15 protein-coding genes are annotated in these 11305 nt (G+C 65.3%); 7 read left to right on the forward strand and 8 right to left on the reverse strand.

What is annotated here, in order from left to right; translation table 11 throughout:
* The first annotated feature begins 21 nt into the window (after nucleotides 1-21).
* Together SynRS9909_RS10790 and plsY are read left to right on the forward strand one after the other, a co-directional pair.
* Nucleotides 22-960: a DUF3086 domain-containing protein gene (locus tag SynRS9909_RS10790; RefSeq protein WP_007101711.1), complete on the forward strand. Its 939-nt coding sequence runs from the start codon at nucleotides 22-24 to the stop codon at nucleotides 958-960.
* The gene (plsY, locus tag SynRS9909_RS10795) at nucleotides 960-1559 is read left to right on the forward strand and encodes a glycerol-3-phosphate 1-O-acyltransferase PlsY (RefSeq protein ID WP_007101710.1); all 600 of its coding nucleotides are present in this window, start codon (nucleotides 960-962) and stop codon (nucleotides 1557-1559) included. Before SynRS9909_RS10790 ends, plsY begins: the two co-directional genes overlap by 1 nt.
* A 6-nt stretch (nucleotides 1560-1565) precedes the next feature.
* On the opposite strand, the gene pyrF is transcribed toward plsY, so the two are convergent.
* The 3 genes from pyrF to SynRS9909_RS10810 form a co-directional block, all read right to left on the reverse strand.
* Nucleotides 1566-2282, reverse strand: coding sequence for an orotidine-5'-phosphate decarboxylase (gene pyrF / locus SynRS9909_RS10800; RefSeq protein WP_007101709.1), 717 nt, complete (start codon nucleotides 2280-2282; stop codon nucleotides 1566-1568).
* Nucleotides 2282-3529, reverse strand: coding sequence for a tyrosine--tRNA ligase (gene tyrS / locus SynRS9909_RS10805; RefSeq protein WP_007101708.1), 1248 nt, complete (start codon nucleotides 3527-3529; stop codon nucleotides 2282-2284). Before tyrS ends, pyrF begins: the two co-directional genes overlap by 1 nt.
* 73 nt (nucleotides 3530-3602) lie before the next feature.
* A complete protein-coding gene (locus SynRS9909_RS10810) occupies nucleotides 3603-3929 on the reverse strand; it encodes a DUF1825 family protein (RefSeq protein ID WP_007101707.1) in 327 nt (108 codons plus the stop codon).
* A gap of 84 nt (nucleotides 3930-4013) precedes the next feature.
* On the opposite strand from SynRS9909_RS10810, the gene SynRS9909_RS10815 reads away from it, so the two are divergent.
* Genes SynRS9909_RS10815 through SynRS9909_RS10835 form a run of 5 tightly spaced genes read left to right on the forward strand, consistent with a single transcriptional unit; the run spans nucleotide 4014 to nucleotide 7828 of the window.
* The gene (locus SynRS9909_RS10815; protein ID WP_007101706.1) at nucleotides 4014-4799 is read left to right on the forward strand and encodes a response regulator transcription factor; all 786 of its coding nucleotides are present in this window, start codon (nucleotides 4014-4016) and stop codon (nucleotides 4797-4799) included.
* Nucleotides 4800-4831: 32 nt separating this feature from the next.
* Nucleotides 4832-5413 (forward strand): hypothetical protein, encoded by a 582-nt coding sequence (locus tag SynRS9909_RS10820; protein ID WP_007101705.1) that lies wholly within the window; start codon nucleotides 4832-4834, stop codon nucleotides 5411-5413.
* 7 nt (nucleotides 5414-5420) lie between these two features.
* Nucleotides 5421-6011: a hypothetical protein gene (locus SynRS9909_RS10825; protein WP_007101704.1), complete on the forward strand. Its 591-nt coding sequence runs from the start codon at nucleotides 5421-5423 to the stop codon at nucleotides 6009-6011.
* A 31-nt stretch (nucleotides 6012-6042) separates the two neighbouring features.
* Nucleotides 6043-7545: a leucyl aminopeptidase gene (locus SynRS9909_RS10830; RefSeq protein ID WP_007101703.1), complete on the forward strand. Its 1503-nt coding sequence runs from the start codon at nucleotides 6043-6045 to the stop codon at nucleotides 7543-7545.
* Between the two features lie 31 nt (nucleotides 7546-7576).
* Nucleotides 7577-7828: a hypothetical protein gene (locus SynRS9909_RS10835; RefSeq protein WP_007101702.1), complete on the forward strand. Its 252-nt coding sequence runs from the start codon at nucleotides 7577-7579 to the stop codon at nucleotides 7826-7828.
* Nucleotides 7829-7845: 17 nt separating this feature from the next.
* Here the strand turns inward: SynRS9909_RS10835 and SynRS9909_RS10840 are convergent, their stop codons facing one another.
* From SynRS9909_RS10840 to fabZ, 5 genes are all read right to left on the reverse strand, one after another.
* Nucleotides 7846-8061 carry a hypothetical protein gene (locus SynRS9909_RS10840; RefSeq protein WP_007101701.1) on the reverse strand — a complete coding sequence of 72 codons (216 nt, stop codon included), beginning with the start codon at nucleotides 8059-8061 and terminating at the stop codon, nucleotides 7846-7848.
* 138 nt (nucleotides 8062-8199) lie between these two features.
* The gene (gene msrA / locus SynRS9909_RS10845; RefSeq protein ID WP_007101700.1) at nucleotides 8200-8835 is read right to left on the reverse strand and encodes a peptide-methionine (S)-S-oxide reductase MsrA; all 636 of its coding nucleotides are present in this window, start codon (nucleotides 8833-8835) and stop codon (nucleotides 8200-8202) included.
* Nucleotides 8832-10019, reverse strand: coding sequence for a lipid-A-disaccharide synthase (gene lpxB, locus SynRS9909_RS10850; protein WP_007101699.1), 1188 nt, complete (start codon nucleotides 10017-10019; stop codon nucleotides 8832-8834). The genes msrA and lpxB overlap by 4 nt, the downstream gene beginning before the upstream one ends.
* Nucleotides 10019-10870, reverse strand: a complete 852-nt coding sequence (gene lpxA, locus SynRS9909_RS10855; protein ID WP_007101698.1) for an acyl-ACP--UDP-N-acetylglucosamine O-acyltransferase — start codon at nucleotides 10868-10870, stop codon at nucleotides 10019-10021. The genes lpxB and lpxA overlap by 1 nt, the downstream gene beginning before the upstream one ends.
* 5 nt (nucleotides 10871-10875) lie before the next feature.
* Nucleotides 10876-11283 (reverse strand): 3-hydroxyacyl-ACP dehydratase FabZ, encoded by a 408-nt coding sequence (gene fabZ, locus SynRS9909_RS10860; RefSeq protein WP_174719553.1) that lies wholly within the window; start codon nucleotides 11281-11283, stop codon nucleotides 10876-10878.
* Between the last annotated feature and the right edge of the window lie 22 nt (nucleotides 11284-11305).

Here is an 11305-nt window from a genome sequence, read left to right on the forward strand (position 1 = left end):
CTCCTACCGACCGTCGATGCCATGCCTGACGACACCGATCTGACGCCGCAGGACCATCCAGCCGAACCGATCGGCACCGAAGCCGACCCGAGCCAATCCCTGCTCAAGCTCGCCCTCGCCGAACTGCAGGAGCGCCGCGATGCGCTGCAGCAGGAGATCGAGCAGCTTCAACGGCGCAAACAGCAGATCGAATCGGACCTCAGCACGAACTTCGCCGGCCAGTCCGATGCCATCGCCCGGCGTGTGAAAGGGTTTCAGGAGTATCTGAGCGGTGCGCTCCAGGGGCTGGCCCAGTCGGTCGACACGCTGGACCTGGTGGCCCAGCCCGTGGTGGTGCAGCCGTCCCCACTGGATCAGCAGGCCCTGGAGGCCACGGCAGCCGATGCCAAGCCCCAAGCGGCTGCCGTGGCAGTCGCCGACACCTTCAGGCCCGACGAGCCTCTGATCCGCGCCAGCCTCGAGCGGTTCCTGGAACAGCCGGATTTCTATGCCGATCCCTGGAAACTGCGTCGCAGCCTTGAGTCGAGCGACACCGCTCTTCTGGAGGATTGGTTCTTCAACCAGGGCGGCCGCGGCGCCCAGCCCAGTCGCGGCAACCGCCCCCGCAACGTGCTGCTGAGCGCCGGCCTAATCGCGATCATCGGCGAACTCTACGGCGACCAGTTCCAGACGCTTGTGCTGGCCGGTCAGCCGGAACGGCTGGGGGAATGGCGCCGCGGCCTCCAGGATGCCCTCGGTCTCAGCCGTGAGGATTTCGGCCCCAACAGCGGCATTGTGCTCTTTGAGCGAAGCGATGCCCTGGTGGAGCGGGCCGACCGGCTGGAGGAACGAGGTGAGGTGCCGCTGATCCTGATCGATGCGGCCGAACGCGCCGTCGACATCCCCGTGCTTCAGTTTCCGCTCTGGCTGGCGTTCGCGGCTGGCCCCGATGAGATCGACAGCGACGACGACCTGCTCTGATGGCTTTCCTTTCCCTTCTTCTCGGTTATCTGCTCGGCTCAATTCCGAGTGGTTATCTCGCCGGGCGCTGGTGCAAGGGCATCGACCTGCGCTCGATCGGATCGGGCTCGACCGGTGCCACCAACGTGCTGCGCAGCGTGGGGAAGGGCCCCGCTCTGGTGGTGTTTCTGGTGGATGTCGCCAAGGGGGCGGCGGCGGTGCTATTGGCCCGGGCTCTCTCACAGGACGCAACTCTGGCCAACTGGATCGAGGTCGGTGCCGGGCTGGCCGCCCTCGCCGGTCACATCTGGCCGGTGTGGTTGGGGTTCAAAGGCGGCAAGGCGGTGGCCACGGGCTTCGGCATGTTTCTGGGCCTGGCCTGGCCGGTGGGCCTGGCCTGCTTCGGCGTGTTCCTGGCCGTGTTCTCGCTCAGCCGGATCGTGTCGCTGGCCAGCGTGATCGCCGCCATCAGCCTGCCCCTGCTGATGGTGGCCGGCAGCGACAGGCTGGCCAATGTGTTGATCGCCCTGGTGGCGATGGTGCTGGTGCTCTGGCGTCACCGCAGCAACCTGCAGCGCCTGATCGAAGGCACCGAGCCCAGGGTCGGTCAGAGCAACTGAAGCGACTCAGGCCAACGCTGCACAGCACTGAGCGAAGGCCCGGTTCGGATCTTCCGCCCGGGTGATCGGCCGCCCGATCACCAGTTGCGAGGCCCCGGCCGCCAGGGCCGCTGCCGGTGTCATCACCCGGGCCTGATCAGCAACTTCCGTTCCGCTGGGCCGGATGCCCGGTGTCACAAGCGCAAACGGCTCCGGATGCTGACTGCGGAGCATGGAGGCCTCCAGGGGGGAGCAGACACATCCACCGATGCCTGCCGCCGCCGCCAGCTGGGCCAGTGCCGAGACCCGGTCGGCAATGCGGTGCTGCAGGGCCAGCTCCCGCTGCAGCCGTTGCTCCTCCCAACTGGTGAGCACGGTCACCGCCAACAGGGTGGGCACCGCCAACCCGCCTCTTTCGGCCCCCTCCACCGCAGCCGCCTGTGCCGCACGGAGCGCCTCGCTGCCGGCGCAGGCATGCACCGTGATCAGCTCCGCCCCGAGCGCGGCCGCCCGCCGGCAGGCCCCCGCCATGGTGGCGGGGATGTCGTGGAATTTGAGATCGAGAAACACCCGCAGTCCGCGCTGCCGCAACTGCGCCACCACATCGGGCCCGGCCTGAACGAACAGCTCGAGGCCCACCTTCACCCAACGCAGCCCCGACACCTGATCGCTCCACGTCAGAGCCTGCTCCGGCGCCATGCCATCGAGGGCGACAATGATCCGATCGGCGGGATCCCAGCGCATCAACCCACCAGCCGCCGAAAGATTTTCTTGCCAAGCTGCAACACCTTGCCCTCCAGCTCGGCGGCGGACGCAAACTCCTGGTTGGGATCGCTGATCTTTTCCCCCTCCAGGCGAGCCGCACCGCCTTTGATCTGGCGGCGGGCCTCACTGCTGCTGGCGCAGATTCCCACAGCACTAAGCAGATAGAATGCCTTGGCCGGGAAGTTCACCTCCGCCAACGACGCTTCAGGCACATCGGCCGCCGCATCACCGGCGCCCCCCACCAGGGTGGCGGCATCCGCTTGCGCTTTGGCCGCTGCCTCCTGGCCATGGCGGCTGGCGGTCACCGCCAGAGCCATCGCCTTCTGCTTCTCGCGAGGGTTCTCTGGCAGTGTCTCCAGATCGAGATCCGTTAACAACGTCACGTAGTCGTTGATCGCCCCGTCGCCGACTTTCTCGAGCTTGGAATACATCGAGAGGGGGTCCTCCTCCAACCCCACGGTGTTGCCGAGGCTTTTGCTCATCTTCTGCACCCCGTCGAGGCCGACGAGGATGGGTAGGAGCATGCCGAACTGGGTGCGCTGGCCGAAATGACGCTGCAGATCGCGGCCCATCGCCACATTGAATTTCTGATCCGTGCCACCCAGCTCCACATCCGCATCCACGGCCACGGAGTCGTAGCCCTGCAGCAACGGGTAGAGGAATTCATGGAGCGCAATTGGCGTGCCGCTGCCGTAGCGCTTGGAGAAATCGTCTTTCGCCAGCATCTGGCCCACGGTGGCTGTGCCCAGCAAGCCGATCACCTGGGGCAGATCCAGCCCTTCCAACCACTCGCTGTTGCGGCGCACCTCGAGCCGACCCGGGGTTTCAAAATCCAGCAGCGCCTGCTCCTTGGGCTGCCCCTGGCCCAGCTGGTTGAGATAGGTGGTGGCGTTGGCTTGCACCTGCTCCTTGCTGAGCTGCACCCGGGTAGCGCTTTTGCCCGTGGGATCACCGATGCGAGCGGTGAAGTCGCCGATGATCAACACCGCCGTATGGCCGGCGTCCTGAAAAGCTCGCAATTTGCGAAACAGGATGCTGTGGCCCAAATGGATGTCGCTTCCGGTGGGGTCAATGCCCAGCTTGATCCGCAAGGGTCGCCCTTCTGCTGTCGCAGCCGCCAGACGGGCAGCCAGGCATTGATCGGGATCGCCGGGGTCGCCAGCGGGGAACAGATCAGCCATGCCACGCGCCAGCCAGCTCGGCAGGGGAAGGGGCGCCTCGGGCATGACAGAGGGAAAGAGATCGTGCGGATCGTACGGGGGACCACGACGCCGAAGGGTTGGACGCCGCGATGTGGGCTCAGGCGGGCGGCTGCTCGAGCTGACTCTTCATCCGCTCCAGGGTGGTGTGCATCTGCTCGAACATCTGTTCCGGCGTGATGCCGAACTGACCCAGCTGGGTGCGGAGCTGCTCCACGGTGAGCTTGGCCTGAAAATCCTCCGACAGCTCAAACCGCTTCATGAAGACGCGGTAGCGCTCCATCAACTCCTCCATCGTGTCGATGAACTTTTTCTTGCCTTCCCGATCGAACTTGCCGTAATCCGACCCCAGCTGCATCAGCTGCTGATAGTCACCGAACAGCCGCTTGGCCTCCTCCTGCACGATTTCGGAGTCAAAGAAGGCCATCGCCCATCGATCAACTGCAAACCAGTTTGAACAATCCAGAAGCCACGTAACAGTGCGGATCCACGCCCCCTGATCAACGCCAACATGGCGGCAGTGCCTCGGACGCTGCCAGCGTTCCCACCCACCGTGGATCTGAGCTCGATGATCGGCGATGTGCAGCAACATCGGCGCGACAGCCGCGCCGTTTTGAGCCACTGCCGAACGGCCATTGCCAGTGCCGATCGAGCCCTGCTGGTCAGCTGGATGGGGTGGTTTGAAGGCATGGGCCCCCTGGTGGCCGCCACCTCGACCGAGGAGGAGTGCCTGCTCAGCCTGCAGAACAGCGACGCCGACCTGCTCGTTTGCACCGACATGCTGGAGATCGGCAGCGGCCCCAGCCTGGTGCGCCGCGCCAAGGAGGCCCATCCGGGTCTCAAGACGTTGATGCTGATTCAGCGACCGATTGTGCGAACGATTCTGGAAGCAGTAGAGGCCCACTGCGATGGCCTCTGCTCCCACCAGAGCACCGGCACGGGGTCTGTACGAACCGCCCTCGCTGCGATCGACAGCGACGGGACCTACATGGACGGGGTGATCACCGGGGTGCTGCGTCATGGCCGCCTCGGCGGCAGCTCCGGCCATGGCCCTCTCGCCGAACTGAGCCTGCGGGAAGAGGATGTGCTGCGTGGCCTCTGCCGAGGCATGAGCAATCAGGAGATCGCCGATGCCCTGGTGGTGTCGATCGACACGGTGAAATCCCACGTGAGCAGCCTGTTGCGCAAACTGCCGGCCAATGACCGCACCCACGCCGTTGTGGTGGCGTTTCGCGAAGGGCTCGTGGAACTGCCCAACCGGCCGCCGCGCTGGCGCAGTGGCGACCAGGGTCGGTAAGGTCCTGCCGAAGCAACGGGATAGCAGCAACCATGGCCCGTGGGCACTGGCTCGATCCCCTGGCCCGCAAAGTGCTTCAGGCGATGGGCGATCTCCCGGCCGACGCGCCGGCCCCCACCCTGCCTTCTGCATCCACGTCGGATCCGATCCAGGAGCCGGAATGGTTCCTCGATGTGAATCGGGCGACTGCGGAGCAGTGGCAGCGCCTGCCGGGCTGCACCGCCGCGATGATCGATCTCCTCATCCGTCTGCAGCAGGGTGGCGTGCAGTTCAGCCAGGCCGACGATCTGTTTCAACTGCTTGAGCTGCCGCCAGCGCTGGCGGAACGCTGGCGGCCATATCTGATCTTCCACTGGTATGGCGATGCGCCCCCGCTGACTCAGGCGGCTCCGATCGATCTCAACGCTGATGCGGCTCCCACTCTGCAAGAGGCGCTGGCATGGCCGCCCCAACGGTTGGAGCGTCTGATCCAGGAGCGACGTCGCAGGCCCTTTGCCCACCTGGCCGACCTGCAGGAACGCCTTTGCCTGCCTCCTCAGACGGTGGAAGCCCTGATCGGGCGGGTGCGTTTCGGGGCGACGCCTCCGGGGCCCAGCCTGCCTCCCGGCCGCTGAAACGACCATGGTGCCGACGCCTCGTCAGGGAGATCTTTTTGCCCAGACCAGTTGGAGCAGCAGCGCTGACGCTCCGGGCCTCAGCCTCAGTGCACCGCAGTTGCGCCACTGGCAACGCAAGATTCAACGTCACCAAGCGCCCCTGTTCGCCGGCCATGGGCAACCCATGGCACTGCAGCAAACCCAGCTGTTTGATGGTCCAGCCGATCCCCTGGCCGCGCTGGCCCCCCTCAGCCTGCGCCCGCTGCCGCTCACCTTCTGGCGTTGGCCCGAGAGCCCCCATCAAGGAGCGGCGATCTACCTGGTGATGGATCGCCCCCACGATCTCAGCACCCCGATCCTGCTCTACGTGGGCGAAACGAAAGCGGCGGATCGCCGTTGGAAAGGAGAGCACGACTGCAAGGCCTACCTGGCGGCCTATGGCGATGCCCTGTGCAGCGCCGGTCTGCAACAGCAGACCAGCATCCGCTTCTGGACCGATGTGCCAGCCGACACCCGGCAGCGACGACGGTTGGAACAGGCCCTGATCCAGGCCTGGTTACCGCCGTTCAACAAGGAGACCCGGGATCGATGGGCCACCCCCTTCAACACGGACTGATTCGTAGCATCGCTCCAGAAGCCGCTCCTCCATGTCGTTCTCACGATCACCTGCCACGCTCCAGAACTGGAGCGGTTCCGTGCTGGCCGTGGGGATCGCCGCCAACGACCCCCAGGGCCTGATCGGCCAACTGGAGGCGCGCCTGAACAGCCCGCTGGGCAGCTGGCTGGAGAAGCAGCGCTTCCAGGCCAAAGCTGGGGAGGTGGTCAGCCTTCAACTTCTCCACCAGGATCTGAGCCGTCTGGTGCTGGTGGGCCTGGGCGATGCGACAACGGCCGATGGACCGACAGCGGATGTCGCAACGCTGCGTCAGGCCGCGGCAGCGCTGGCCAAGGCCTGCATCGGCCTTGACGGTCGCGCCGGCGTCCATCTCCCCTGGGGAAGCGATGGAACCGGCGCCGCCGAGGCGGTCGCCGAAGCGATCCGGCTGTCGCTGTATCGCGACACCCGCTTCCGCAGCCAACCCGAACCACGCCTCCAGCCCGACCATTTTGACCTGCTCGGCGATCTGCCCGCCGACCTCAGCGACGCCTTGGAGCGGGTCGATGCCCATTGCGCCGGCGTTGAGCTGGCCAGGGAACTGGTGGCAGCGCCACCCAACAGCGTCACCCCGGCCGCTTTGGCCGACACCGCAGCCGCCATCGCCGCTGAGCACAACCTCGAGCTCCAGGTGCTGGAGCGGGGAGACTGCGCCGCGCGGAACATGGGCGCGTTTCTCGCGGTGAGTCAGGGCTCCGATCTCGATCCCAAGTTCATCCACCTCACCTACCGCGCACCCGGACCGATCCAGACCCGTCTGGTGCTGGTGGGCAAGGGGCTCACCTTCGATTCCGGCGGCTACAACCTCAAGGTGGGTGGCGCCCAGATCGACATGATGAAGTACGACATGGGGGGCAGCGCGGCGGTGTTCGGCGCGATGCGCACCATCGCCCAACGGCGACCGGCCGGCCTGGAGGTGCACATGCTGGTGGCCTCCTGCGAAAACATGATCAATGGGTCCGCCGTCCATCCCGGTGACATCGTCACCGCCTCCAACGGCACCACGATCGAAATCAACAACACCGATGCCGAAGGCCGTCTGACCCTGGCGGATGCGCTCGTGTACGCCAGCGGCCTCAAGCCCGACGCGATCGTGGATCTGGCCACGCTGACCGGAGCCTGTGTGATTGCCCTCGGCGAGGAAATCGCCGGTCTGTGGTCGGAGCATGACCCCCTGGCGGACAGCCTCAGGCAGGCGGCGGAGCAGGCCGGGGAAGGTCTGTGGCGCATGCCGATGCAGACGAGTTATCGCGAGGGGCTGAAATCAACCCTGGCGGATCTGAAAAACACTGGCCCCCGTCCCGGCGGCTCTATCACCGCAGCGCTCTTCCTGAAGGAATTCGTGGAGGGCGATATCCCCTGGGCCCACATGGATATCGCCGGCACCGTGTGGAGTGACAAAGGCCGGGGGCTCGACCCCGCCGGCGCCACCGGCTACGGAGTGCGCACCCTGGTGCACTGGATCTGCAGCCGAGCCGACCAGGCCAGCGACTAAATTCCTGTCGCGTTCGACACAGCCCCCTGCGATGGCCTCACGCCCGATTCGCTGGTATCTGCGAGCTCAACTGGGTATCCTGCTGCTCCCGGCTGGCCTTTGCTTGTTCGGCGAAGCGGTCAGCCGCCGGCTGCTACAGGCCCTGGGCAATGACGGCGGGCCCTGGTTCTGGTACGGCACCCTCAGCCTGATCTGCATCAATGCAGGTGTGGGACTGATGATCGAGAGCGGTCTGCTTCGTGGCTACCCCGGACGATCGGGGCCCTCGACGCCACGGGACTGAGACGGCCCTGCCAGGGCTCAGGAAGCAGCGGCGGTAACGACCCGGTCCTCAGAGTCGGCAGCATGCCGGCTGAAGCGGAGGCTGCTGGGACACTCCAGCGCGTGAATCTGCCAACGGGCCCGCTCGGAAAACGACGCCATCACCCGATCGAGATCATCAGAGGCCTGCTTGGGCGAGGGATAGGGACCGATGTGACGGGTCACCAATCCGTCTTTGATAGTCAGCAGATACATACATCCTCCCCCCAAATCACCGTCAGATGGTAAGCAGGGTGATTGAGCTTGTGAATGGGGGAAAACCCGCACCTTCACTGAGAAGTGGCTGAGCCAAGGCTCCCAGCCGCCTTTAGATTTTCCTTCTATTTCAGATCCTCAACGCCAGGAATCGCCGCGCCGTGCCCGCTCACCCCAGACCGCGTCCAGCCGTTGATCGCGCCCGCAGCTGAATCGGTAATAGCGGTAACGCAGGGGATGCCGCTCCGCGTAATTCTGGTGATACGTTTCAGCTGGCCAGAAGCGCACAGCTGAGCGGACCTGCACCTTGAGCCGATCGGAGGGCAGCTTGAGTTCTTTTGCAGCAGCAGCGACACTGGCCTTAGCCTTGGCTGCCTGCTGGGCGCCTTCGGTGAAGATCACGGGGCGATAGGAATCGCCGCGATCGCAGAACTGACCGCCGCCATCGAGGGGGTCCACATTGCGCCAGTAGTGACGCAACAAGGTGGCATAGCTGATCCTCTCCGGGTCAAAACGGACGCGCACCGCCTCCTGATGCCCCGTGCGTTCACCGCTCACCTGCTGGTAAGTCGGCCGGAGCACATGGCCACCGCTGTAGCCACTTTCAGCAGAGAGAACGCCGGGGAGCTCTTCAAGGTCATGCTCCAGACACCAGAAGCATCCACCGGCAAACACCGCCTCTTGCACGGATGCGGCGACAGCGGGAGTCCCCTGCAGGCTGAGCAGCAGCAGCAGACCGAGGGCAAGGCCTCGCAGCCAATGGCGACGTGTCATCGAGAGCATGGCTGCACCGACTCGAGGATGGCGACGGCGGCTCGATCGGTGACACCGGGGCTGCCGAGGGTGGCGCTGAGCCTGGCATAGCCGGCCAGCATGTGATCGCGACAGGAACGGTCACCCAGGAGCGGCTGGGCCTCGCGCACCAGCGCTTCGGCCGTGAACGCATCCTGGAGCAGTTCGGGCACCAACCGCTCCCCCAGCAGCAGGTTGACCGGGGAAATGTGGTCCACCTGAAAGCGCAGCAGATGGCGAGCCACCAAGGCCGTGAGTCGGCTCACCCGGTACCCCACCACCTGGGGGACCCCATGCAGGGCCAACTCCAGGTTGATCGTTCCCGATTTCCCCAGGGCCAGATCCGCGGCGGCGAAGAGGCTGGGCTTGAGACGGTCGGCGTCGGCGGCTGCGATGACGCGCCCCCGCACGCCGGCCTCCTGCAGAGCCTGGCGCAGCGACTCTTCAAAGGCCGCAAGCCCGGCGGGCACCATCACTTCAAGGGCTGGATCGGCAGCCTGCAACCGGGCAGCGGCATCCACCAGAACCGGCATCAAATAGCGCAGCTCCTGGGGCCTGGAGGCGGGCAGCAGCAACAGCAGGGGAGCCTCGGCGGGGAGCGCCAGGGTGCGGCGAGCTTCCGAACGGGAAGGGCGATGGGCCGCCAGATCGAGGAGCGGATGGCCCACCCAGGTGACCTCGGCACCGCGGGCGGCATAAAACTCCGCTTCAGCAGGAAAGATCGCCAGGATGCGATCGGTGAAACGCAGCAGACGCGTGGTGCCGCCATCGCCCATGCGCCAGGCCCATTCCTGCGGGGCGATGTAATACGTGATCGGCACATGGGGCAGACGCCGCCGCAGATCGCGGCCCAGGCGCACGTTCGCCCCCATGTAGTCGATCAGCACCACCACATCAGGCGGTCGAGACCTCAGCAGCTGATTGACCCGGGCCTGAAGCCGCAGGGTGGGCACCACCAGGGGCAGTGCCTCCCACAGGCCGATCGCCCCCATCGGCGCCGTGTCGGCGAGCAACTCAGCGCCAGCCTCACGCATGCGTTCACCACCGAGGGCAAGCACGTCCAGCGCAAGGCCGAGCCGCTTCGCCTGACGATGGAGGGCTTCGATGAGAAGGCTCCCCTGCAGATCACCGGACACCTCGCCGGTGCTGATCAGGATGCGGACCATCAGCGACCGCCGGCAGCGGGCATCGGGCCACGACGCCCCTTGGTGATGGAAGCCTCCAGGAAGCTGCAGAGATGGTCTGCAGCCGGCAGAAGAGCCGTCTGGCGCGCCTGACGGAGGCTTTCGGCGATCACCAGATCAGAGCGATAAATCAGGGTCCAGATGTCCTGAAGCTGACGCAGCTCCTCCCCTCCATTGCTCTGATCCAGGCCACGGCGCCGCAGCCCCACCCGATTCAGTCCCCGAACCCGACCGGGGTGCCCTTCCACCAGGCAGTAAGGCGGCACATCCCGATCCACCCGGGTCATGCCGCCGACCATCGCCAAGCCGCCGATGTGCACAAACTGATGAATGCCGAGACAGCCACCAATCACGGCACGATCTTCAATCTCCACATGGCCGGCCACCTGGATGCCGTTGGACATGATGATCCCATTGCCGAGCAGACAGTTGTGACCGAGATGGCAGTAGGCCATCAACAAGTTGTGGTCGCCAATTCGGGTGACTTCCCCCTCATCGGTGGCGCGATTGATGGTGACGCATTCACGGATGGTGTTGTGATCGCCGATCACTACCTCCGTCGGGGCACCGCGATACTTCAGATCCTGAGGTTCCTGGCCAAGACAGGCACCTGGGAAGATGCGATTCGAGCTACCGATGGTCAGACGGCCATCGAGCACGACATGGGGACCGATCCAGGAGTTGGCACCGATCCGCACGCCAGGACCGACCACGGCGCCAGGTCCGATCACAACCCCTTCGGCCAGCTCGGCCCTGGGGTCCACAACAGCCAGAGGATGGATCTGCACCGCCGAATCCTCGCTGATGACCGATGGGGAAGGGGTCTCCGGCATGACGCTCAGTCCACCAGGGAGAACATCAGCTCACCGGAGCAGACGAGCTGACCCTCCACCGAGGCTTCCGCTTTCACTTTGCCGAAGCGCTGCCGCTTCAGACTGAGCAGCTCGCAGCAGATTCGCAGCTGATCGCCGGGCACCACAGGTCGCCGAAAACGGACTCCATCAATGCCTGCAAACACGAACAGTCCCTTGGGGAGGTCGGGCATCTGGGTGACGATCAGTCCGCCCACCTGGGCCATCGCCTCCACGATCAGCACCCCGGGCATCAAGGGACGATCGGGGAAATGACCCTGAAACTGCGGCTCGTTCAGGGTCACATTCTTGATGGCCACTGCCCGCACTCCCGGCTCATGCTCCAGAACCCGATCGACTAGGGCGAAGGGATAGCGATGGGGCAACAAGCCCATGATCTGCTCACTCGTGAGCACA

It is taken from the genome of Synechococcus sp. RS9909, assembly GCF_014279595.1.
Classification (GTDB): domain Bacteria; phylum Cyanobacteriota; class Cyanobacteriia; order PCC-6307; family Cyanobiaceae; genus Synechococcus_C.